This window comes from Nocardioides sp. NPDC087217 (assembly GCF_044744805.1).
Lineage (GTDB): Bacteria > Actinomycetota > Actinomycetes > Propionibacteriales > Nocardioidaceae > Nocardioides.
In genome coordinates this window covers 876,134-900,172 of record NZ_JBIUZB010000001.1, presented here as the reverse complement: position 1 = coordinate 900,172, position 24,039 = coordinate 876,134, and the positions used below count along the sequence as shown (strand labels likewise).

The window sequence follows — 24,039 nt, the reverse complement described above, 5'->3', positions numbered from 1 at the left end:
ACGGCAGCCTAGACGCAAAGAACCCCGCCTGACCTTCTGCGTTTCCGCAGGTCAGGCGGGGTTCTTATTGGTGGAGTTGAGGGGATTCGAACCCCTGGCCTTCTCGTGGTGCCCGACACGCTTCGTCGCCTGCCGCATCCCTCGAGTTTTCTCGACCTGTTCCGAGAAGCCACCGCTTGACCTGGACGAACATCTGTCATCGATCTCGCTGAAGAACTCCAGGATACCTCATCATCTCGCCTGATCTAGGGGTCCCTCGACGGAGTTTTCGCGGAGTTTTCGCGGAGCAAAGGGTACGCGGTACTCGTGAACTCAAGGAGCCAAGTCCGTTGGCCGGAGTGCGAAATCTAATCTATTTGCATGCAAGGAACTCACAGAACACTAGATGCCGCGAACCCTACCGGTCACCTATATCGACACCAGCAACATCCACACCGTTCTCATGGGGCCGCACAGAAAGGAGCAATTGCCCACACAGTTCCCAGTAGACCTCAATATCAGTCAACTCCAGGTTCGAGACCTCGTCGGCCCCACCTAAGAATAAGGGGACGCGATATCCAACACACCGATCACGATCGATCAGATCCACGACCCGAGCACTTTCTCGCCAGTTCGCATAGAAGTCTACAGCCAAAGCGTCGCCTGCGTAATTGACGAGCTCAGACTCGCGGAATTCCGCAAAGGTGGTTGGCACTTTCAATGCTTCACCGCTGCCCGGCTCGACCAACAGAACCAATGGCTCTGCGCCTCTGGTTCTAGTTCTATCAATGCAGAACTGTCGCCCAAGCCAGTCATACGAAAAAGGCCGCAGACGCCCTCTAAACTCAGGGAAGTACTCGTTAATCTTGGCCAACATGGCGGGAGCCGTCGTTGCGGTGTGGAATCGGTATATTCCTCCACCGAATGATCTACCAGCGTACTTATCCAGCATCTGCTCGTATCCAGGTACGCCGAGGAGTGCCGGATCTGCCCAGACGCTTGACGTCTGAGCGGTCGAAGGATCAACACCAAACGCCTCAATGAATTCGTCGAACATTATCTTCACGCAAGGCGCGCAACTCCGAGAATCGTTGCCATTCCTGGTGCCCCTGCACTTGCTCCAAACCGTGTCACGCCGTCAGATAGTCCCAATAATCGATGGAGTCAGGCGAGTATACTTGCACGCAATCACTCACGAACCGAGCCGACCGATCTAACAACTCGTTCGGCCGCGAGTCTCGCCACCGCCCAGACCTTCTAATCAGCCGCGAGAATTCTTGGCTGAGTTCGGAGTCAGTCATCTCGTCGACTCCCCGATGGAGCGGCAACCGTGTCACGTACCGCCAGTTGGGAAACCCCCGCGGCCCCTTCGCCGTTGTGGACTCTGTCCACGTGCTTCCCAGTGCGCTTGCTGGCCACCTGAACGATCCGGGTTAGCAAGACTTCAGGTTCGTCGGTGGCCAAGGTTCAAGTCCGTCATCGGCGTGGAGGCAGACCAATGGCCGATCCGCACCTATCGCCAACTGCAGTGATTCCTCGAAGGTTGCCCCAAGTTCCCAGATCCATCCCATTCCCGCAGCTACCACACGCCCACCAGCCTCAACGAAAACGCTGGAATAGCTAAGCCATTCACCGACGGGAAAGTACTGGCCACCGAGCAGGTCTTCGATCTCCGCCGCGAGCGCCCGCTGACCGACTCCGGCAGCTAACGGATCAAAGGAATACGGTTCGTCATTCGCAAAGTTGGGCCCGCATTCCCTTATCGGATCAATCGTTAACCCGCCCACCCTTGCTAGAACTTCTTCTGCCAACGGGTGGAGGCGATACCCCTCGGCTTCCAAAGGCTCAACCCAACCCTTGATATCGATCTTTCGCTCAGGCGTCCACCCCGCTGCTGCAAGGGCACCGAGCACATCCGGAGAGAGCCGACCTAGTCGAAAAAGGTCCATCAGTTGATCCCCAAGTCGGCTTGCAGTCGCCCGCACCTACCGCATGGATGGGCAGGCTCACCATGTCCAGCCGCATTCGACGTCGGCATCGAGTTGTTTCGTGTTCGGACTGTGCGCATCGTGCCGCCCCTAATGGCTTCGGGTCCTTCCTCACGCTGTGCCTGGATCAGACAATGTACTTCCGCGCATCCACCATGGTGGCCAGTGCGCTCAAGCGCCGCAGCCAACTCACCGTCAGCAGCCTCACCGTGCCTGTTTCGACCGTAGTACGTGGCCCCAGAAGGGGACGTGTACTCCGATGCAAACTTTACCCCCGGCTCGTTGCGCACGCTTTCGGCGTAGCCCGCCAAATCGCAGTTGTGGACGAGGACGTCAACCGGTGGCCCCCGGTCCGGGTCGGTCAGGACGTGGAAGGTGTGGATCCCAGCCACGGTCAGGTCGAACGCCTGGTCGTAGTAGGCGGTGGTCAGGTCGATCGGTGCGGTGACCAGATGACTGCTCCCGTCCGCAGACAACACCTTCTCACCGACCTGAAGGTCATCAGCGCGCTCCCACGTCTGGTCGGTCACCGACCAGAACGGGTGATCTTCGGTGGTCACCAGCACCTGGCCATCGATCTCGAGGACGAGGAGCATGTCGCGATGCGGCCACGTCGCAAGCACCGGCCGCGGACCAGCAACACCTGTCACCGGATCAGTAGCCCACACCACATCACCCGGCTGGATCTGACTGATCGGCTTACTCGTCCCATCCGCCAGCAGCACCCGCGTATCGCCTGAGAAGCTCCTCCCGGTCGGACACGATCCGCCACTGGCCGCGTCAGTCTCAGGGGTGTTCTTCGACCCCTTCGCTGCCTTCGCCGCCTTCCCGATCAACGAGACGGCCTTCCCACCACCGAAGATCATGGTCGCCAAGTCCCCAGAAACCGAGACCGCGAGCTTGCCCAGAGCCTTCCCGAACTCGTAGTCGCTACCCGACTTGTAGGCGTTGTAGACCGCCTTGGCCTCATCGATGTGCAACAGACTCGAGAACACCGACTTGAAGAACGCCGCCGGCGACGGAGGATCCTTGATGACAGCCTTGATGTTGTTGTAGATCTCGACCGGGTTGAACGAGGAGATCACCTCGGCGATCGCTTCACCGCCGCCGTCTTTCGCGCCGTCCCAGAACGTCTTGGGAGGATCCGGCTCTTCGGCCGGCGTCGGCGTCGAGGACGTGTTGTAAACGACGCCCCGCGGCGGGCCACCCGCCATGTACTGCAGACCAGAGGCGTCGTTGAACGTCACCGGGTTGTTGCCCGAATACGTGTACCCGTTCGCAGCGGCGGGATCAGTCGAAGACAGGATCGGGTCCACACTCGTGAACCGGCCGACAGCCGGGTCGTACAGTCTGGCCCCAAGCTCGGAGAGTCCTGCAGCGACGTTGACCGGCTGGTCCAGGAAACCGCGCTTGCCTGCCACAGTTCCCGGCGCCGACCCGTTCTTGTTTGCCAGCGTGACGCCGTATGGGTCGGTGTAGCGTCGCTGCACCGCCCACGTCAGCGGGTTGACCGAGACCTGCGCGGTCTGGTTGTGGTCGGCGAGCAGGAAGTTCGCCTGCCCGGCGTTCGTCCGCACCGCAACCGTCTGACCGTTGAACTCATAGGTGCGATACGCCGACGTCGCCAGCGTCGAAGGCTTGACCACCACATCCTGACCAGGCAGGAACAGGGTCGTCAGGTCCTTCTCCCGACGCAGCAGCACGTTTCCGTCCGCGTCGTACACGTACCTAGCCGAAGCCACCGGGTCCGCGACCGTCTGGACCTCACCGTCAGGACCGTAGGAGAACGACGTCTTCTTCGTCACGCCGGCGTCGGTGACCGTCCGAGACGCCATCGACCCATCAGCGTTGTAGGTGTAGCTCGACGAGCCGGTCTTGGCACCCGTGGTCGATGTCGAGGCCAGCGCGTGTTCCGGAATGGTGTCGGTGTCGGAGGTGCCGTTGGCGTAGGTGGTCGTGGTCGAGGCCGCGCTGCCCAGCCCGTGCCGGACCTGCTTGGTGCGGTTGCCGGCGTCGTCGTACGCCCAGGAGGTCCAGAAAGCCTGCGGCCCGTCCACACTCGCGTTCGAGTTCGCGACCGCTGGGTTGGTGGCACACCCGTCCTTCGACGACCATGCTTCGGTCAGCTGCCGCAGACCGTCGTAGTCGTAACAGGTCGTCTGCACCGGGCCGGTCGAGGAGTTGCCCTGCTGGTTGACGACCTTGGTGATGTTCCCAGCCGGGTCGTAGGAGTAATCCAGCTTCTCGATCTGCGGGGCGGCGAGCTGCCCGGTCAGCAGCACCGACTTGGTGTGTCGGCTCTTCGCGTCGATGTCGAACGTCGCCGCCATCGTCAGATCGTTCACACCGAACACGTACTGAGCCGGTTCCCCATAGGGGGTATAGGTGGTGTTCTGAACGAGCACGCTCATGCCGTGCATCGCTACCGGGTTCCCGGAGGCGTCGTACTCGTAGAACACAGTCTCCGGAGATGCGCCCCCGGCGCCGCCGGCCTGGCTCGTCGATCGGGCCGTGGTCGCCGACTCGAGCAGCCCAGTGGAGGTCCATTCCTGGGTCGAGGTGTAAGACGGGTTCAGACCCGTTTCGTTCAGGGTGACGGTGGTGCCGAGCTCGTGCCCGGCGTTGTCATAGCCGGTGATCGTCTTGGTGTAGGACTTCCCGCTGTCGTAGCTGGTCGAGGAGGCAATCCTCCCGATTCCCAGAGCCGGGTTGTCGTAGGCCCATTCAGCCAGCGTCGTGCCCGACGCGCCGCCGGACTTCTTCTTCACCTGGCGCCCGACAGCGTCGTACTCGAAGTACTGGGATCGACCGGTCGCGTCGGTGCGAGTCTTGACTTCGCCGGTGTCCCAGTAGGAGGTGCTCACGGTGCCGGCATCCGGAGTGGTTACGGACGTTACGCGTCCGGCGAGGTCGTACACGTTGGACCAGGTCGCGGCGAGGCTGGTGTCGGTGGTGTTGTTGCGACCTGTGGACTGGGTCAGCTGCTGGCCCATGGCGTCGTAGGTGTAGGTGAGACGCTGATAGGTGCCGCCAGAGACCCGGTTCCCGGAGATCGTCGGGAGGGTCTTGTAATTACGCAGCTCGGTCTTCTCACCCCGCCCGTTGGTGAACGTCGTGGAGGAGACGCCGCCTTCGGGGTTGATGACGGTGACGGCGTTGCCGGAGTAGATCGTCTTGGTGCTGGCAGCGACAGCGGAACCGGTCTTGTAGCTGGTCACCTCGACGGGGCGGCCTGAGCCGTCGTACTTGGTGGTCTGCCAGTCGTCGATGTTCGCCTGCGGCGTTGTGATGATCGACGCGGTCGGTTCGCCGGTGGTGTACCAGTGGTCGTAGGTCTTCACGGCCCAGCCGTGGGAGTCGTTGAAGGTGTCGGTGACGACGCGACCGCCGCCGACACCGTCGGCTTGGGCTTGCCGGATCGCGCCAAAGGCGTCGTAGAGCACGATCCGGGTGCGGTAGCTGGGCGTGCCGTTGCCGGTCAGGCCCGCTCCGGGGTCTACGAGGGTGTTGGTGGTGACCGCGAGGGGGGCGTCGGGACTGACGCGATAGTCGTAGGTCTCGGTGGCTTGGTCGGTTCCCTTGACCTGGCCTGGCTTCCAGACTGCGGTCAGACGACCAAGTGCGTCATAGGTGCCTTCGGTGACAAGGCCGTCGACCGCAACCGCCTTAAGTGTGACGCCACGACCTGGGTCGAGGTGCTCTTCAGTCTTGTGGCTGGAGATCGGCAACGTCGTGGTGACCTTGGTCAGCGCACCCGGGCCTGCGGGCGTGTAGGTCGTCGTAGTCGTCCGCTTAGTGGTCGCAGCACCGGGGTTGTCCACGCTCGAGGTCGCGATGCGGCCGTAGGCGTCGTAGGTCGTGGTGGAGACCTGGGCGTTGCTATCCCAATCCGGCGTGCTACCGCTGACCTTTGTCGCTGTCACGGTCTTGGTGGGGAGACCGTCGGTGACCTCGCCGAGGGTGGTTGACCCGTCGTAGTAGGTGCGGGTGGCGCGCAGGACCTTCGGGGACGGGGTCGTGTCGGTCGGACAGGTGTTGGCGTAGGTCGTGACCTGGGAGGCCTTGTCCCGGATCCAATTGGTGGTGTTGTCGACATAGGTCGTCTTCACACACGTCGTGCCGGACCCGGTGGCGGTGTTGGTGACCTCGGTGGCGCGGCCGAAGCCGTCGTAGACGGTGGTCGTGCCCGAGGACATCGTGCCGCTGGTGCCATCCTCGTTGACATGCGGCGTGTAGGTCTTCGACCCGCCAGGCTGGATGATGCGGGCCTTGACCGGATCGAGGCCATCGCGTGCCCGGGTGGCAGTGGTGTCGACCACTCGAGGGGCATGGACGGTGGTGGAGACGACCTCGCCGCCGTCGCCGTTGTGATGGGTGGTCTCCAGGGCCTGCCCCGCGAACCAGTCGGCGTCGGCTCGCGAGCCGCCGCGCGAGTCGGTGACGGTTGCGACTCGGGTGGTCTCGCCTCCGGGGAGACGATCACCGTCCATGCCACGGAAGTACTTCGTCGAGCTCAGCGTCCACTCGTCATCACCGACTTCGCTGGTCACACCAGGGTTCCCGGAGCGGGTCTCGACGGTCTGGTAACCACGAAACTGGGACCAGGTGCGGTACTTCGGCTTCTGGACCTCGTTGTCGTCGTAATGCCAGGCCGGGGTGCCCTTGTAGGTGTAGGCCGTCAGGCGCATGGGGGCGAGAGCGTTGTGGTCCTGGATGCCGATCTCGGTGACCACGTACTTGTGGAAGTAGTCCAGGATCGGCTCCTCGGCACCCTCCTGCACCCACTTGACCGGATAGCACTCGGTCGTGTTGTTCCCCGGGGCGGACGGGATCGTGTCGGGGGTGCACAGGCCAGGAGCACGGCCGTCCTGACCAGGGTCACCGGAGTACTTGATCGAGATGTCCTGGCCGGTTTCGGTGTAGATCGCATGCATGCGCACCCTCGACATCGCTGGCAGCCCGTGCAACCCGAGGACACGGTTGTGGCGCGTCGACATCGAGAAGCGCACCAGCGGGGTCTCCACCGACGCGGCACCGTTGTGGCCTGTGCGGGCGATCGAGTCCAGCACGAGCTCACCCGAGGTGTCGGTGTAGAACGACTGACCGAGCCGGTATGTGTCTACCGTGTGCCGGGCGTCGTCAGCACCGAGATAGCTGGTGGTGATCGTCGTCAGGCGCTTGCGGGTCCAGAAGGTGGGGGTGTGGGCCTCGCAGGCTCCTTCTGCGTCACAAGTCTGGTCGATCGGGGAGTCAGCCCAGTGGGCAGCGTTCGCCAAGGTCGCGTCCTCGGCGTTGCAGGCGAAGTCCGCGGTCGGGAAGCAGCGTTCCGCGACCGTGAACGCGACCTGCTGAGGTGCCGCGGCCGAGAGATTATCGGCGCGCATCCCGTAGCGGATCGACTTCATGTAACCGCCGCGGTCGTAGGCACGCAACGTCGGGTCGTCCCAGGCATCGACCATCGGGTAGCGCGAACCGTAGTGGTTCGTTTCGACCGCGTAGTCGTAGACGGTGGCGTTGCCATGGCGGTCCTCGATCAGGTCTAGGTTCCACCGATACACCATCCGGCACATCTCGTCGGTGGATCCGTGACACGGGTCGGAGGCATCAGGGTGGTAAACCGGGGCAACCCACGCAGAGTCGGTCTTGTCGCCGGCCGCGGCATTGGGAAGGACTTCCCGACCGAAGGTGTATCGGGTGCCGTCCGCAGTAGTGACCAGCCAGTACTCACCGTCGTGACCACCATTGTCGGCGCCGGTCTTGCGCTGGATCCGCAGACCGGTGTCGGTCTGTGGCTTCCAGGTCCCTGTCGCGTCGTCCCTGACCAACGCGGTGCTGCCGGCACCGGGCATCTGGAGGGTGATGATGTTGCCGCCCTCGGTCCAGCACCGATCCCCGGTCCGCTTGAGCTCAGGTAGGTCCTTGTCGTCAGCGCACGAGGCGTAGGTGCGCTCGATGTAGCCGCCGTCGAGCGACCAGCCCTGGCCGACCCAGGACGCCTGGTTGTTCGACGTCGTGTTCTGGCCGTCAACGCTCTGGGAGGAATAGTCCAACGACAACGACGGCGCGATCCCGCTACCTGTCGCGGCAGGAGGCAACACGAGCGGATAGGTCCAGGAGAACCCACCCGTCGCACCGCCTTGCGACCAGGAGCCTGACGGCTTCAACGAGGTCGCGGCGAAGTCTCCGTTGACCCCCGATGAATCCCCTGTGGCGGCAAGCACAACCGGCTCGGTCGCTGAAGGCGGCGACGCCTCAGCCGAAGCACTGCGGCCGTCAGGCTTTACTTCGGATGCGGCCTCAAGGTCGACCGTCGCCTTGAGCTGCTTGTCCTGGTAGTTGCGGCGGCTGGTTACGCTCGTCGCGATCCGACATTCGGGCTTGGTCGGTGTGGTCAGGACACACGCCGGGTACGACACCAGTTGCAGTCGCGTGGCCCATTCACCGCCAACAGCGTTCTCGAACGCGCCGTAGTCCAGGGCAACATCGACCTTCCCGAGGTCAACGGTTCCGCTCTGGTCGGTGACAGTGAACATCACCCCTGGGATCTGGGCCTCGGCGGCTGTGTTCGCGTCCAAGAGTTCGACAGCAACTCCCGGCGCTTCCGTCTGCGGCGCGTCTCCGCGAGCCGAGTCTTCGCTAGCGCCACCAGCAACCTGTTGCACGCTCTTCGCGGCCCTCTCGACGGCTTGAGCGGTAAAACCGACTCTTACGGGGAGCTTCCCAGCGCCCAGCAAGCCGGTGGCCTTCGCTTTCGTCGGAGCAGTCGAGGTCATGCCCTTCGGAACGGGGACATTCACGGTGGCCACTCCCGGCGTCGGGAGATGCGCATCCTCGGCCGCTGCAGGATCCGTGGTGCCCTTCGGCTTCTCCCGATCACGCTTCTCGAGCTTGACCACCGAGTTTGGGACCTGCTTCTCGGGCTTCACGTCGGGGATGTAGACCATCGTCCGCTCCGGCGGAGCCGCCTCAGCCGGCGGCATCAGCACAGCGGTCAAACTCAAGACCGTCGCCGCCACCACCAAGGCCGAACGCCACACACGATCCACCGCGAATCCGCGCGGTGACCGCTGCACAACCTCGGCGCTGGCAAGGAAAAGACCCATCGGGGAAACCCGAGACATGCACGCTCCTGCTAGTGGGGGAATCGCCCGGATGAGACCGGCCGATGAAACTTAGCCATACCCCAGCACGCATGCATATAGCCCGTTCGGACCATCCAACTTAACTCTTTCGAGTCTGGCGATCCGCGCGGCGAGGGGCCTGCTTGACAACATCTGGATCGACTTGGGACTCTCGGGCTCCCTATGCCCCCACACGCATCGAACCGACACCATTCACGGGTATCAGGCTGTCGCTTAGAACGTCACCTGACACGTACGTATGTCGGAGGGCAGGGCTGCCTTATTTCCACTGTCTCCGTTCACTCGGTGCCTGATACTCGGGAGCTCCCGTGCCTCGATTCCCCCACCACGCTGATCACCGCTCGCCCGGGAGAAGTCCCCTGCGTCGAGGCGCCGCGATCCTTCCCGTGCTGATTGCGGCCAGCCTAGGAATATCCCTCGCTGCCGGACCAGCGTTCGCAGCCCCGACGAGCCTGGTCACCGCTGCCGCCGCGACTACCGTGACCGCCCAGGCCGCGACACACCTCGGGCAGACCACGACACCGCCCACCGAGGAGCCCGCCGAGCCGCTCTCGGCCGAGGCCGCTGAGATCCTCAAGACCAATGGAGCAGCCTCCCAAGAAGCAGCCGCGGCAGGCGAGCCCGTCGAGATCGAAGAGTTCACGACCGAGACCTCCCGAACCATGGCGTTTCCTGACGGGACCTACGAGCTCACCGCCAGCCGCTCGCCCGTCCGTGTCAAGCAAGATGGCCAGTGGCGCGACATCGACACCACCCTCGTCCTTCGCGACGGTGTGATCGCGCCAGCAGCCGCGATCGGTGGCGTTAAGTTCTCCACCGGCGGCTCAGCGCCGATGGTGACGCTCGATGCTGATGTCACCGACGAAACCGGCACGACACCTAGCGCTCCCGGAACTGTTTCGATCAGCTGGGAGGGAGATCTTCCGGCCCCGAAGCTGGACGGATCTACCGCGACCTACGCAGACGTGCGGCCGGGCGTCGATCTCGTGCTCACCGCACAGCCTTCTGGCTACGCCCAAACACTCGTCATCGCGGACAAGGCCGCCGCAGAAGCGATCATCACTGATCCGGTCGAACTGACCGCGGCCACCGAGTCGCTCACCTTCACAGTGACCGACGAAGGGCACACCAGCGTTACCCACGAGGCCAACCCAGGAACCGTCGTTTTCGGTGGCGCTGCCCCTGTTCTATGGGACTCCCAGACATCAAACGGTGATGGCGGCACTGATCCCACTCCAACCGCCACAGATCCGGCCAACGGCAAGATCCTCCCCGCCGATGCTGATCTGACGGTCTCCCAGACTGGCGACGCGATGGACGTCGCCCTCGCGCCGCCCGCGGAAGTCCTCACGGACAGCAGCCTCGTATACCCGCTTCACCTCGACCCCCGGCTCGAAAGAAACAAGTACCACTACCTCACGGTCCACTCGCGAGGCTGGAACTACTACGACGACTCGACCGAGCCTATGCGGGTGGGATACTGCGGCTGGGACGAGTGCAACCCCAGCGTCCAAGGAACTGCTCGGTCCTACTTCTCTTTCCAAGCACCCGGCTTGTTCGTGGACGGGCTCGACCCCACCATCTACGACGCCGCCGTACGCGTCTTCCAGATCTACGGCGCCACCCCCGAATCACATTCCGTGCAGCTCCATCGAGCCGAAGGGTTCCTCGCGTCCACCGAATGGCCCGGACCGCTAGGCACCCACCTCCAGAGCGTCTCCGCCGCAGGCGGCTCCAGCGCAGATCCCAAAATGTTGATGTTCAACAATCAGAACGTCATCGACTACATCAAGTCCGAAGCTGGAACCGAGGACCAGAACATCCAGTTCGGCCTCCGGGCGCCCGAGGAAACCACCGACGACCGCCGCTTTTGGAAGAAGTTCTCGAACAGTCCAACGCTGGCTGTTCGGTACGGCTACCCACCCACGACGCCGACCAATCTAAGCATCTCGGGATCGACCCAATGCGACGGACAACCGCGCTACGCCGACATCACTTCGGACACCTACGTCACCGCGAGGTCAGATGAACAGAGCTACCAGAACCTGGGTCTGCTCTACGACTTCGAGCTCTACAAGTGGCCCGGTACCGCCGACCAGACCCTTGTGCGCAAGAACGAGACGCTGATCTCCGGAACCTCAGGAACCACGGTGTCCTGGCAGCCGGCCAGCGCCAACTCAAACTCCCAAACCCTTATCAGCGACGGGACCTACGCGTATCGAGCCCGCTCGTACGTCAACGACCCAGAAACGACCAACACAGCATCCGCGTGGTCCAGCTCGTTCCACTTCACCGTCGACACCACCGACCCTGCGGTCCCGACCATCGTCAGCCACGATTACCCCGCCAGCTATTGGGGCGCAGCTGACAACACGACGGGGACCTTCGCCCTGAAAACGTCCAGCGACGCCGCGGCATTCACGTATGCCTTCGACACTGGCACCCCGCCGATCCCGAACAACACGGCCTGCACCTACACGCCGGCCAACGGCGCAATGTCTGGGTACCTCACCGCATCCTCCGGCAGCGCGACGCTGACGCCACCAGCCAGCCTAGGGGCGGGCACTCACACGCTGAAGGTGGCAGCGTTCGACCACGCCCACAACACCACCAGCTTCAAGACCTACACCTTCATGATCGCCCCCACCATCTCAGGGGTGCCGACCGAGCGCACCAAGAACCGCATCGAGTTCACTAACGGCGCTCCCGCGGCTAACGGCACCAGCATCGCCCTGGCATCTGACACCGACGTGGCGAATGATCCCGCCGACTACGTCAAGGACGTCCCTGCAGATCGATACCGAAACGACAACCTCACCATCGCCTCCGATGGAAGCTTCGCCAGGATCATGGCCAACCGCGGCACTACCGCCGATCCCGAGGCCAGCACCTACAAGTTCACCGTCCCGGTCGACGGCTACTACGCCCTTGGTGCCCAACTGATTACCGCCAACCACTTCGGCCAAGTCCGCCTCACCCTGGACGACCCAGACGAGAACAGTGACCTCGAACGGATCAGCTTCAGAGAATCCGACCGCAGCGATCCTCTGACCATCAACACCTTCGCCACAGCCACCGGCACCACCTACGCCAAGCTCGGCGACTACCTACCCGACGCCCGTGGCGTACTCCTGAACGCCAACACCACCTACACCCTCACCGTCGAAATCGTCGGCACCACCGGCGTCGACTACACCTATACCGACGGCTTCCACGACTACGGCTACACCGTCGGCCTCGACTACCTCACCCTCGCTCCTCTTCGCCTCGCGCCCTTCGCGAGCCTGAGGGACGCGTTCGACAACACCGCCATCGGAACCAGCAGTGCCACCGACTTCGACCTGATCGCGCCCACGAGCGCGGCACCGGATACCTCGATGGCCGCCTCCGCGCTGCCCGCTGGCCTCACCTACCCGACCTCGGGGACCAGCACGTTCACCACACCTTCAGGGACCGCCTTCCCGATTCCAGCCAAGCGGGCCAGCACCAGCCCCACCGGACGCACCTACGACAACGTCATCTCAAACGGCCAGACCATCGCCTACAGCGCGGGCAGTCAGCCCACTGGAGATGTCTACCTCTTGGCCGCCGCCACCTGCGGACCCATCGCTCCATCCACAGCAAGGGCGCTGAGTGTCGTCGTCAACTACGACGAAGACCCCATCGAAGACCCCGGAGCCGAGCCCGTCGACTCCGACCACATCCTCGGCGTCGAGATCCCCTCCTGGGACAGCGCCGCCGCCGAACCAAGCGGCGAGATCGCCAACAAGACCGCCATCCGCATCGTCGAAACCATCACCATGCCTCAGCGCTACAACGGGACCACGCTCGAGAACACGCCATCAACCTTCTATGTGCTCAAAGCCCCCGCACAGGCAGACCTGGCCAGCATGCCCATCACCTCCATCACTCTTCCCCGCATCGGCACCAGCTTCACCTCCAAGAGCTGTAGCGACGGAGGTGCCCAAGCGCTGCACATCTTCTCCATGACCACCACCTCAGCGCAGCCGTAGTTCCTCAACCGCAAGATGGGCTGTCACTCGTGCCGAGGGACAGCCCATCTGTCATCTCATGCCCGACCGCGCGACCGCCTTATCCTTCCTCCGGAACAACACGCAGACATCGATAGCGCCCAACAGACCACTTTCATTCGAGATCCCCCGGGCCACATGCACGCTCTCCGGCCCTTGGGGAGGCGTGACCCTGACGATCCACAGGGTATGAGCCAGCTCCTTGGTCTTCAGGTCGGCGTCCCAGCGTTCGTCCAGGGCGGTGAACGGGCATCGGGGCGCAGGTCGCCGGCGTGTCCGATTCACGATCTGCGCCACACGGCTGCCTGTCTGTGGCTGGCGAAGGGCGTGCCCGCAACCACGGTTCAGGCCTGGATGGGGCACGCCTCGATCGCGACGACCAACATCTACCTGCACCACCTCGGGACCGTCGCAGATGAAGCCGGATTGGCCCGCCTGAACGGCTCGGGGGGAATCCGGGGGGAATCCGCGGAGTAACGGCAGCACAAACAAGCAAGAACCCCGCCTGGATCTCTGCGTTTTCGCAGGTCAGGCGGGGTTCTTCTTTGGTGGAGCTGAGGGGATTCGAACCCCTGGCCTTCTCATTGCGAACGAGACGCGCTACCAACTGCGCCACAGCCCCAAGCGATGAGAAACGTTAGCACCTCGTCGCGGGTGTTACCCAATCAGTATGGCCTCAGGAGCCCGTGGCGCGGCCACGGGCAGCCTCGGCGGCCTCGGCCGCGGCGCGCTCGGCCTCCTCGGCCTGGCGGACGAGCTCGGAGTCGGCGGCGTTGCGGCCCGAGCTCCATACGCCGGTGGCGTCGAGGTCGATGGTGCGGACGGTGCGGCGCGGCGCGGCCTCCTTGGAGACGTACGTCGGCAGCGGTGTCTCCACCGGCTTCCAGGCACCCGCGGGGAGGTGCTCGCCGGTGTCGTCGTGCTCGACGACGGCCACCAGGTCGCCGGTGTCCTGGTCGATGTCGAAAGTGACCCGGGGCGGGGCGACCGGCTCGGGCTCGGGGATGTCCTCGGGGAACGGGATCCGTGCCCAGACCTCGCGCTGGTGACGCACGCTGAGCCGGCAGGTGACCAGCCAGGCGACGACCAGGCCGGCCGGGATCGCGATCCACACCGGACCGAAGACTCCGAAACCAGCGAGCGCGCCCACCACGGCCAAGCCGAAGACGAGCACGCCCAGGACGATCGAACGGCGCTTGGCCGCGGCGCGTGCCGCTCGGCGCCGTACGGCCATCGGTACGGGCCGAGGAGCAGGCTCCTCGACCTCCGCCTCAGGCTTCTTCGGCGACTTCTCGGTCACCAGATCGGTCGAGTCCTTGCCGGTGGCTTCTCGCCGTGCGAGGATCCGGCGGGACTTGGAGATGGCGGCGCTGGCCCGGCTCTTGGTCCCGTCCTCGGCCGTCGCTGTCTGTTCGAGCGCTTTGGGCACCAAGTACACCGCCCACGCCACGGCGAGGGCGACGAAGATGAGTGCGCTCGGGTCCACGTTAAGAAGCGTAGGAGCCATTACCAGCCCGTAGGCGGACGTGCAGTGGTGTGTCGCGTGTGACTTGTGTGATTTCAGCAGGACACGCCGAGTCAATGCCTCATTCAGGTGACAAACCGAGCCTGGCCAGCATTCCTTGGTGACATTCTTCAACCGTTATCGCGAAGATACGGTGATCTCTCCAGGCACCGTCGATATGCAGAAATCGGGGCGCATATCCGATCTCGTTGATGCCCAGTTTCTCCACGACGCGGAGCGAGTTCGAGTTCTCCGGGCGGATGCAGATCTCGATCCGGTGCAGCCGCGCGGCGGTGAAACAGTGGTCGATGACCAGCGCCACCGCCAGCGGCATCACGCCGCGTCCGGCGAAGCGCTGGTCGATCCAGTAGCCGATCGAGGCGAACTGCGCAGAGCCCCGCACGATGTTGTTGACGGTGACCTGACCAGCGAAAACACCGTCGACATCGATCGCGAACGGGTAGGTCACTCCGCGCTTGGCCTGACGCCGAAGTCGACGTACGAGGCTCGCGAACGTCGTGGGCCGCGCGCTCGATCCCGGGGGAACGGTCGCGTCCCACTGGTGCAGCCAGGCCGCCGAGCGGCGGCGTGCTTCGGTCCATGCCTTGGCGTCGGTGCGGTCGAGCGGGCGTAGGGTCACCGAGCCGTGAGAGAGGACGGCGGGCCAGCCGGGATCGGTCACTGATGGTCGCTTCCGACACTCTGCTCCACGGCGTGGAGCAGCACCGGACGAAGGACCTCGATCGCATCCTTCACGCCACCCCGGGACCCGGGAAGGTTCACCACCACGCACGCTCCGATCTGACCGGCCAGACCGCGGGACAGTAGCGCCGTCGGGATCCCCTTGGCCACTCCGGCCGCCCGGATGCCCTCGGCGATGCCGGGGATCTCACGATCGAGCAGCGGGCGGGTGACCTCGGGGGTGCGGTCGGTGGGGGTCAGCCCCGTCCCGCCGGTGGTCAGGACGACCCGCGCCCCCTCCTCGGACGCGCGGGCGATCGCCTCGCCGACCGGGTCTCCGTCGCGTACGACCTCGGGAGGGCCGACCACGAAACCGAGCTCTTCCAGAAAGGTGACCAGGAGGGGCCCGGTGGTGTCCTCGTAGACACCCGCCGAGGCGCGGTTGGAGGCGACGACGACCGTCGCTTTGAGGCTCATCGCTGGAACGTACCCGACTTTCCACCGGTCTTCGTCTCGACGCGGATATCGGTGATGACCGCCCGCTTGTCGACGGCCTTGATCATGTCGACCACGGTGAGGCCAGCGACGGCAACCGCGGTCAGTGCCTCCATCTCGACACCGGTGCGGTCGGTGGTCTTCACGGTCGCCGTGATCTCGACGGCGTCGTCGGCGACGCTCAGCTCGACCTTGACGCCCGAGACCGCAAGCGGGTGGCACAACGGGATCAGGTCGGGGGTCTTCTTGGCACCCATGATCCCCGCGATGCGGGCGACGGCGAGCGCGTCACCCTTGGGTACGCCCTCGCCGCGGAGCAGCTCGATGACCTCCGGTGCGACCAGCACGCGCCCGGACGCGGTCGCCGTGCGAGCCGTGACCGCCTTCTCGGAGACGTCGACCATCCGAGCCGCGCCGGTCTCGTCGACGTGGGTCAACCTGTCAGCCATCAGAACTCCACATCCAGCTCGATCACGTCCACCTCGGCGTCCTTGTCCAGCGAGGTCGTCTCCGGCGGGATGACGATCAGGCAGTTGGCGCCGGCGAGGTCCCCGATCAGGTGGGACCCCGGGCCGCCGATGGGCGAGACGCCGGCGCGGGAGCCGTCGTACCAACCGCGGAGGTACTGCTCCTTGCCCTTCGGCGAGCGCACCGCGTGGGTCAGGGCGGCGCGGCGTACGGGCCTGGCCTCGGGGGTCATGCCCATCAGCCGGCGCAGCGCCGGGAGCACGAAGAGCTCGAAGGAGACGAAGGAGGAGACCGGGTTGCCGGGGAGGCACAGAACCGGCACCCGCTCCTCACCGATCCGGCCGAACCCCTGCGGCTTGCCCGGCTGCATGCTCACGGGGCCGAACCAGACGCCCTCCGGCGTCAGCGCCTCCTTGACCACGTCGTAGTCGCCCATCGAGACGCCGCCGGAGGTGACCACCAGGTCGGCGCGGACGAGCTGGTCGGAGAGCGCGGTCATGAACGCCCGCGGCTCGTCGGGCACGATCCCGACGCGGTACGCAATCGCGCCTGCCTTGCGCGCAGCGGCGGCCAGCAGGAAGGAGTTGCCGTCGTAGATCGAGTCGTGGCCCAGGGTCTCACCGGGCTCGCGCAGCTCGGTGCCGGTCGAGAGCACCACGACCCGGGGCCGCGGACGCACCGCGACCTGCGCGCGGCCGACGGAGGCGATCAGGCCCAGATGGCGCGGGCCGAGGACCGTGCCCGCAGGGATGAGCAGGTCGCCCTTGGCGACGTCCTCGCCCGCGTAGCGGACGTGCTGCGCCTCTTCGGGGCTCTGCCGGATCTCGACCTCGGCGACGCCGCGGTCGGTCCACTCGTACGGCACGACCGTGTCGGCACCCGTCGGCAGCGGAGCGCCCGTCATGATCTTCGCCGCCGCGCCCGGCGGCAGCGCCAGCAGCGAGGCCTGCCCGGCACCGATCTCACCGAGCACCGGCAACCGCACCGGCGCCTCGGCGGAGGCTGTCGCGACATCGGCGTAGCGGACCGCGTACCCATCCATCGAGGAGTTGTCGAAGCCCGGCAGGGCGACCTCGGCATGGATGTCCTCCGCCACCGCCAGCCCGAGGCAGTCCATCAGGGGCTGCGGGTAGGCCGGCATCGGCTCGAGGTCGTCGAGAATGCGCTGGCGATAGTCATGGGGCGTCACCCCGGAAACACTAGTCGCCCGCGCCGCCGTTCCGCGCGGCCGCCTGTGCCCGGCGGGCTCGGAAGTCTCGAACGTACGGCAGCAGACCACAGGCCAGGAGGAAGGCAGCTCCGACGATCAACGTGAACGTGCCTTGGACCGGGGTCAATCCCTCTGGAACCGCCTCGGGGTAGTCACTGGTCGGTAGCTCTCGCCCGCCGATCCGAACCTCGATGATCCGACCGCGCCAGAGGGTCGCGGTGACCGGCGCGCCGTAGGTCAGTCCCTCGACGGTCTTTCCTTCGATGCCCTCGCGGTCGAAGTCGACGGTCCGGATGAGACCGGGACTACCGTCGTCGTCAGGCCTCGCGTCGCGGAGGTCGATCGAGTACGAGCCGCCGCCACGTTCCCATTGGTAGTCGGAGCCGACGTACTCGAACTCGCCTTCCCAGATGCACGCGGCAGGCTCTGTCGGCTGGCTGTCACACGCCGGAGCCGAACGCAACGACTCCATCTCGGCTGCGGCCTCGCCATCGGGATCGCCAGGGCCAACGGCCCCCACCCCGACGATCACCACAGCGAGCAGCCCCATGACGATCGACGCCACGAGTCGTACGCTCCTCATGCCGGAACGATCACACAGGCCGGGTCGCCCCGCAGAGCAACCCGACCCCTGTTTATCAGCCGTGGATCAGTCGGAGAGGACGGTGGCGGGCGCGACGCGTTCGGCGTTGGCGCCGTCGAGAGAGACCGCGCCGATGACCTGGACGCCCTTGCCGAAGGTCCAGTCGCCGTTGACGGTGAGCGAGGACGCCTTGCGCAACGAGGGAGCGCCCTCGGGGAAGCGCTCGTCGAAGTTCGCGACGTACTTGTAGTAGTCGCCGTCCAGGTCGATGAACGGCACCACGTCGGCGACCTGGTCGAGCACGAAGTTGTCGCCGATGTCGTAGACGTCGGAGCGGAGGACGAGGAGGTCGTTGGTCGTCTTGACCGGGACGAACCGGTCGCGGCCGACCTCGATCAGCTGCGAGCCCTCGAAGACCTCGATCGCGGCGCCCATGGCGGTCTCGATCTGGACGACCTTGGGGGTCTTCGGGTCGGCGGGGTCGACGGTCTTCTCGTTGCGGATCAGCGGCAGGCCGAGGATGCCATCGCGCTCGGAGAGGACCTTCTTGAGCGCCTTGAGGTCGAACCAGATGTTGTTGGTCGAGCAGTACTTGTGGCGGTTGAGGTCCTGCAGCGCCACCTTGTCCTCGTCGAGCGTCTGCGCGGTCTCACGGAGGATCAGGCGGCCATCGGACTTGCGGCGCGCGAAGTGGCCGCCCTTGCGGTCGCTCGGGGTGCGGCGTACGGCCTCGATGGCGAAGGGGGCACCGGACTTGGCGAACCAGCCGGCGACCTTCTCGTCGGGGACGGCGCCGAGGTTGTCGGAGTTGGAGACGAAGACCCGCTCGTAGCCCTGCTCGATGAGCAGGTCGAGGAGCCCGGTGTCGAGCAGGGCGGTGTAGATGTCGCCGTGGCCCGGCGGGCACCACTCGAGCTCGGGGTCCTTGGGCCACTCGACCGGGGTCAGGTCGTCGACGAGCAGGCGCGGCTCGCGGTTCTGCAGGAACTCCAGCGGCAGACCCTCGACCGGCAGGTCCTGGTAGCGCTCGAGCGCGGCCAGGCTGTCCTCGGAGGTGCGGAAGGAGTTCATCAGCAGCAGCGGCAGGCGTACGTCGTACTTCTCGCGCATGTGCAGGATCTGGCGGGCGATCACGTCCAGGAAGCTCAGGCCCTTGCGCACGCACAGCAGCGACTTCGCGCGGTCCATGCCCATCGAGGTGCCGAGGCCACCGTTGAGCTTGATCACCGCGGTGGTCGAGATGGCGGCGTGCGCCTCCTCGTCGGTGACCACGGCGTCGCTGATCGACGGGATGTCGACCGGCTCGATGGTCTCCTCCGGGATCATCCCGGTCTCACCGTGCTCGAGCTGGCGGTAGTAATGTGCGAATGTCTGCACCGCGACGTCGTCTACGCCGGCATCGCGCATCTTCGCCATTGCCTTGGCCAAACCTGGGCTACCCATAGAGGAAAGCCTAGGCTGTCGTTGTGTCGGGTTCACACACCCCTCCGGGTTCTGATAGTCCAGCCCCCGCTGACTTCGTGGGGCGCAAGACTGCCTTACGCGACCAGTTGTTGACTACCCGGGGGCGCATCGGGCTCCCTCGGTTGGGCTCGCTCGCGCGTGCCCTGTCGCAGGTGGTCACTGATATTCCAGACGTACGCAGCGCCGGAACGGTTGCGCTCTACGTCTCGATCGGCACCGAACCGGGCACCGGACCTCTTATCGACGAGCTGGACGCGGCCGGGAAACGCCTCCTGCTGCCCTGTCTTCTGCCGGACAACGACCTGGACTGGGCCGCCTACGACGGAGAGCTGGTCCGGGCGCCTCGGGGGCTGCTGGAGCCTGGCGGGGAGCGGTTGGGCGTCTCCGCGATCGCCACTGCCGACGTCGTGCTCGTCCCCGGCCTGGCCGTCGACTCCAGCGGGCACCGGATGGGGCGTGGCGGCGGATCCTACGACCGCGTCCTGGCCCGGGTGCCGGCCGGAACCTTTACCTGCGTACTTCTCTATCCGTGGGAGATCGGCGTCGCGGTGCCGGTCGAGGCGCACGACCGGGCGGTCGGAGCGGCCGCGAGCGCGGAGGGAATGCAGCGCTTCTCCTAGGCGTTCGCTAATATTGGCAGTCGCGCCCGTCGAGTGCCAGATTCTGTTCTAGGAGAAACGTGCCCACCTATCAGTACGCCTGCACCGAGTGCGGCCACGCCTTCGACCAGTTCCAGAGCTTCAGCGACGCCTCGCTGACCGAGTGCCCCGAGTGCGGCGGCAAGCTGCGCAAGGTCTTCAGCGCCGCCGGCGTCGTCTTCAAGGGCTCCGGCTTCTACCGCACGGACTCCCGGTCCGGGTCCTCCTCGTCGACGTCCTCCACGTCCTCGACGACGTCGTCCTCGAGCACCTCCTCCCCGGCGCCGGCCGCCTCCAGCTCGTCGGACTGAGACCCACCCGCGGCAGCGGGTTATCCACAGGGTCATCCACAACCTGACCTGGGTTGTGGATAGCGAGATGCGGGAATCGCGAGTGCGACTTAGCGTGCCCGCATGTTCACTCGAATCACGTCCCTGTCCCGCCGCGTACGCCGCGGGGTCCTCGCCCACCGACGCCTGCTGGCGTTCCTGCTGACCGCCTCTGCGGTCGCGATCGGCCTGTCGGCCACCCGGCCTGACCCACCCGACACCTCGACGATGGCGGTCGCCTCCCGAGATCTGCCGGTCGGCACGGTCCTCACCGCAGCCGACCTCACCGACGTCTCGACCGACCCCGCCACCGTGCCCGCCGACCTCGCCGAGGCGCCGCTCGGTGAGCGCCTGGCCGCGCCCCTGCGGCGCGGCGAACCCGTCACCGACGTACGTCTGGTGGGGCCGGAGCTGACCCAGGGACACCCCGACCTGGTGGCCGTCCCGGTCCGGCTCCCCGACGCCGAGATGGCCGGGCTGCTCCACGTCGGCGACACCGTCGACCTCTACGCCACCGACCCCGCCACCGCCGAGACCGCCCAGGTCACCACCGACACGCTGATCCTCAGCCTCCCTCAAGCCGCGGAGACGAGCCGCGATGATTCCATGGCACAGGGAAAGACCGAGGGGTTTGGCGTCACGAACACTTCGGCGGGGCGTCTGGTCATCGTCGGAGTCGCCGAGAACAGCGTCGAGGACGTCACATCAGCAGGGGTGGGTGGCTACCTCACCTTTGCGTACTGACGGCCAACGCACGCCATATCCGGGGTCTCCTTCACCTCACACAATGAGCAACAGGAGAAAGCAAGACATGGACGGTTTCAAGAAGTTCCTGCTCCAGGGCGACCTGATCAAACTCGCGGTCGCCTTCATCATGGGCGGCGCGTTCGCCACGGTCGTCACAGCCACCGTCACGGTGATCATGGACCTGATCGGCAAGCTCGGCGGCACACCTGACTTCTCCGGTTGGAAGCCCGGCGGCGTCCACCTCGGCGACTGGTTCACCGCGGTTGTCGCCTTCGTCATCATGGCCGCGGTCGTCTACTTCATGATCGTGAAGCCCTACACCGCCGCCAAGGAGCGCTACTTCCCGGACCCCGACCCGGGCGAGACCGAGATCGACATCCTCAAGCAGATCCGCGACAGCATCGCCGTTCGCTGACGTATCCGCTTCCAGGTGCCGTCTCACCCACCGTGGTGAGGCGGCACCTGCGATTTCAGCCACCGGTCCGACGCCGACTCCTCGGACTCCGCAGACGACTCCCGCTCGTCGCTGGTCGTCTCGGGGAGTACGTCACCGAAGATCCGCGCCAGCCTCTGCTTGCGCTTCCACTCCGGCTCCTCCGGTTCGTCCGGCCGTTCCGTCTCGGGCGAGGTGTCCTCAGCCATCAGCAGAGCCCCGCACGCTCGCGCTCAGCCTTCGCCTGTTCGGCGATCTCGGCGAGCTCCTCCTCGGTTGCTCCACTGCTGGCGTTGCCCGACGCGTCTCCCGAGGAGTCGCCCGAGGGTGCATCGTCGGAGGGCTCCGAATCAGCGGTCTCGCCGTCGGTTCCGGTGCCTTCACCGGAGTCTCCGGACTTCTTCTTGTCCTTGGCGCCCGCGGCCTGCCCGGCATCAAGCGAGCCCGCCGCGATCTTCTTCGTCAACGGCTTGTCGTTCGCGATGGCCCGCCAGACGTTCTTGGCCTTCTCGTCATCGAGGACAACTCGGTTTTCGTTCTGCGGGTCCGTCGCCACCGGGATGGTGAGGAACTTGATGTTCTCCATGCCGATGCTCTGGAAGCCGGCGCCGATCTTGGCCATCGTGTCGAGGTTGTCCTTGAGGCCCTCGTCCATCGTCAGCCCCTTGGTGGCCGCATTCAGGAAGCCGAGCACCTTCGTGGGGCTGGACAAGGTGTCACCGGAGAGCAGCTTCGCCGCCATCGAGCCGATGAACGCCTGCTGGCGCTTCGCTCGCAACAGGTCGCTTCCGTCACCGAAGACGTGACGCATGCGAACGTACTGAAGCGCTTCCTTGCCGTTCAGCGTCTGGGGGCCGGCCTTGAACTTCGCGCCTGTGTAACTGTCCTCCACGGCCTCGGGCAGGCACACGTCGACGCCGTCGATGGCATCGACCATCCCCTTGAAGCTTCCGAAGTCCACGACGACGACATGGTTGATGGTGATGTCGCACTTCTCACCGCACATCTCAGAAGCCACCGACTCCACCTGTTCAACGGTGCACGTCGGACCTCCGGCGGCGTATGCAGCGTTCCACTGCACGTAGTCAGCCGGGGCGGTCTTCCCGTCCTCCGTCTTGCACGAGGGTCGGTTGACCATCGTGTCGCGCGGGATCGAGACGCCGTAGGCGAACTTACGGTTCGCGGAGAGGTGCAACAGGATGGTGGTGTCCGATCCGCCACCGCTCTCGCCGTCCAGGCCGCATCCCTTGCAGTCGCGGCTGTCCGACCCCATCACGAGGATGTTGATCGGCTCCTTCGGGCCGACGTCAGCGGCCTTCTCGCCGAGGCTGACGGTGCTGATGTTCGACCGTAGGTCGCGGTAGGTGTAGACCACGAACAGCCCGACGATCAGTGCGAGCACGAGCAAGGTCGAGCTGAGCACCTGCCACACACTGACCCGCGGCTTGTCGCGGCCCTCGCGCTCGTCGTCGGGGTAGGGAGCGTACGGCTCCTGGTAGCCGTCCTGGGGCGGATAGTCGTCATAGGGCTCGTCGTCGTAATCCGCCGCATACGCAGCGCCTCGGCGGCCCGGAGCGGGATAGGCCTCGTGGCGGGCCTCATGCAGCTCATCACGCGAAGAGGTACGCCCGCGGGGCCGGTCGGCCGCGTCGGGGCGGGGCGCGACAGTCGTCGCGGCGGGGTCGTTCCAGTCGAACTCGCGCGCGGCCGGCGGGGCGAGCTGCTGGTCGGGAACCTGGGGCGCGGGAGGGGCCGGGTGTGGATCCTGGCGATACCACTCCGGCGCCGGCGCGACCGCGGTCTCCTCAGCGGAGGGAGCAGGCGCGGGCGGCGGAGGTATCCGGCGCGCAGGACGCGAGGTCTCGCGCAGCGGAGGAGCTACGGCCGTCGCGTCCGGGGCGTTCCACTCCTGAGGGGCCGGAGGAGCAGGCGCCGGTGACGGTCGCGAGGTCTCTCGGCCCAACGCCTGATAGCGCTCAGCCCGGGTCGGCTCCCGCCGCACCGGTTCCGCGCGCGGCGGCTCGACGACGGGAGGCTCAGGCTGAACCGGCTCCTGGCGAGTGGGACGCGCAGCCCGACGGCCACCGCCCGATGATCCCGGCCCGGGAGGCGGCGGCGACACGAAGTCAGACTGCGGCCGCGCGGCCCGCCGGCCACCGCCGGGCTCCACCGACGGCTGGTCGATCGGTACGTCCGCGACCCGGGCACCACGGCCGGCATGAGTCCCCCCAGACTCGTTGCTCTCAGGCTCGTCGGCGCCGTACATCCACTCGAATCCGGACACGCCGGAGCCTGAATCCGCACCCCCACGTCGGGGAGGCATGGAGGCGTCAGGCATAGATCACCG

At 65.6% G+C, this 24,039-nt stretch carries 18 protein-coding genes and 1 tRNA gene; 6 read left to right on the top strand and 13 right to left on the bottom strand.

All coding sequences use genetic code 11. The features are described 5' to 3' along the window. Positions 1-397: 397 nt before the first annotated feature. The 3 genes from ACIO3S_RS04465 to ACIO3S_RS04455 form a co-directional block, all read right to left on the bottom strand. Complete coding sequence (locus ACIO3S_RS04465) at positions 398-1,036, bottom strand: T6SS immunity protein Tdi1 domain-containing protein (protein WP_400459935.1); 639 nt, start codon at positions 1,034-1,036, stop codon at positions 398-400. Between the two features lie 376 nt (positions 1,037-1,412). Further along, complete coding sequence (locus ACIO3S_RS04460) at positions 1,413-1,928, bottom strand: SUKH-3 domain-containing protein (protein ID WP_400459932.1); 516 nt, start codon at positions 1,926-1,928, stop codon at positions 1,413-1,415. After that, complete coding sequence (locus tag ACIO3S_RS04455) at positions 1,928-8,542, bottom strand: RHS repeat-associated core domain-containing protein (protein ID WP_400459929.1); 6,615 nt, start codon at positions 8,540-8,542, stop codon at positions 1,928-1,930. The genes ACIO3S_RS04460 and ACIO3S_RS04455 overlap by 1 nt, the downstream gene beginning before the upstream one ends. Positions 8,543-9,588: 1,046 nt before the next feature. Between ACIO3S_RS04455 and ACIO3S_RS04450 the strand changes: the two genes are divergently transcribed. Next, positions 9,589-13,122 carry a hypothetical protein gene (locus ACIO3S_RS04450; RefSeq protein ID WP_400459926.1) on the top strand — a complete coding sequence of 1,178 codons (3,534 nt, stop codon included), beginning with the start codon at positions 9,589-9,591 and terminating at the stop codon, positions 13,120-13,122. 15 nt (positions 13,123-13,137) lie between these two features. Then, complete coding sequence (locus tag ACIO3S_RS04445) at positions 13,138-13,617, top strand: tyrosine-type recombinase/integrase (protein WP_400459923.1); 480 nt, start codon at positions 13,138-13,140, stop codon at positions 13,615-13,617. A 69-nt stretch (positions 13,618-13,686) separates the two neighbouring features. On the opposite strand, the gene ACIO3S_RS04440 is transcribed toward ACIO3S_RS04445, so the two are convergent. The 8 genes from ACIO3S_RS04440 to ACIO3S_RS04405 form a co-directional block, all read right to left on the bottom strand. Next, positions 13,687-13,762, bottom strand: a tRNA-Ala gene (locus ACIO3S_RS04440). A gap of 54 nt (positions 13,763-13,816) precedes the next feature. Then, entirely contained in the window at positions 13,817-14,626 is an 810-nt protein-coding gene (locus ACIO3S_RS04435) for a hypothetical protein (RefSeq protein WP_400459920.1), read from the bottom strand. A gap of 100 nt (positions 14,627-14,726) precedes the next feature. Next, on the bottom strand, positions 14,727-15,326 hold the full coding sequence (locus ACIO3S_RS04430; RefSeq protein WP_160025521.1) for a GNAT family N-acetyltransferase: 600 nt from the start codon (positions 15,324-15,326) through the stop codon (positions 14,727-14,729). Next, complete coding sequence (locus ACIO3S_RS04425) at positions 15,323-15,802, bottom strand: molybdenum cofactor biosynthesis protein B (protein WP_400459916.1); 480 nt, start codon at positions 15,800-15,802, stop codon at positions 15,323-15,325. Before ACIO3S_RS04425 ends, ACIO3S_RS04430 begins: the two co-directional genes overlap by 4 nt. Beyond that, the gene (gene moaC / locus ACIO3S_RS04420; RefSeq protein WP_400459913.1) at positions 15,799-16,269 is read right to left on the bottom strand and encodes a cyclic pyranopterin monophosphate synthase MoaC; all 471 of its coding nucleotides are present in this window, start codon (positions 16,267-16,269) and stop codon (positions 15,799-15,801) included. Before moaC ends, ACIO3S_RS04425 begins: the two co-directional genes overlap by 4 nt. After that, on the bottom strand, positions 16,269-17,477 hold the full coding sequence (gene glp, locus ACIO3S_RS04415; protein WP_400459910.1) for a gephyrin-like molybdotransferase Glp: 1,209 nt from the start codon (positions 17,475-17,477) through the stop codon (positions 16,269-16,271). Before glp ends, moaC begins: the two co-directional genes overlap by 1 nt. A gap of 10 nt (positions 17,478-17,487) precedes the next feature. After that, positions 17,488-18,081 (bottom strand): hypothetical protein, encoded by a 594-nt coding sequence (locus ACIO3S_RS04410; RefSeq protein WP_400459908.1) that lies wholly within the window; start codon positions 18,079-18,081, stop codon positions 17,488-17,490. Between the two features lie 66 nt (positions 18,082-18,147). Next, a complete protein-coding gene (locus ACIO3S_RS04405; protein WP_350713311.1) occupies positions 18,148-19,524 on the bottom strand; it encodes a UTP--glucose-1-phosphate uridylyltransferase in 1,377 nt (458 codons plus the stop codon). A gap of 23 nt (positions 19,525-19,547) precedes the next feature. On the opposite strand from ACIO3S_RS04405, the gene ACIO3S_RS04400 reads away from it, so the two are divergent. The 4 genes from ACIO3S_RS04400 (at position 19,548) to ACIO3S_RS04385 (ending at position 21,674) form a co-directional block, all read left to right on the top strand. Continuing rightward, the gene (locus ACIO3S_RS04400; protein WP_400459905.1) at positions 19,548-20,165 is read left to right on the top strand and encodes a 5-formyltetrahydrofolate cyclo-ligase; all 618 of its coding nucleotides are present in this window, start codon (positions 19,548-19,550) and stop codon (positions 20,163-20,165) included. 59 nt (positions 20,166-20,224) lie between these two features. Continuing rightward, entirely contained in the window at positions 20,225-20,494 is a 270-nt protein-coding gene (locus ACIO3S_RS04395) for an FmdB family zinc ribbon protein (RefSeq protein WP_160025529.1), read from the top strand. Between the two features lie 102 nt (positions 20,495-20,596). After that, entirely contained in the window at positions 20,597-21,256 is a 660-nt protein-coding gene (locus ACIO3S_RS04390; protein ID WP_400459900.1) for an SAF domain-containing protein, read from the top strand. A 67-nt stretch (positions 21,257-21,323) separates the two neighbouring features. Continuing rightward, entirely contained in the window at positions 21,324-21,674 is a 351-nt protein-coding gene (locus ACIO3S_RS04385) for an MscL family protein (RefSeq protein WP_400459897.1), read from the top strand. 23 nt (positions 21,675-21,697) lie between these two features. Here the strand turns inward: ACIO3S_RS04385 and ACIO3S_RS04380 are convergent, their stop codons facing one another. After that, positions 21,698-21,901: a hypothetical protein gene (locus tag ACIO3S_RS04380; protein WP_350713315.1), complete on the bottom strand. Its 204-nt coding sequence runs from the start codon at positions 21,899-21,901 to the stop codon at positions 21,698-21,700. Then, positions 21,901-23,976: an LCP family protein gene (locus tag ACIO3S_RS04375; protein WP_400459894.1), complete on the bottom strand. Its 2,076-nt coding sequence runs from the start codon at positions 23,974-23,976 to the stop codon at positions 21,901-21,903. Before ACIO3S_RS04375 ends, ACIO3S_RS04380 begins: the two co-directional genes overlap by 1 nt. Positions 23,977-24,039 lie beyond the last annotated feature (63 nt).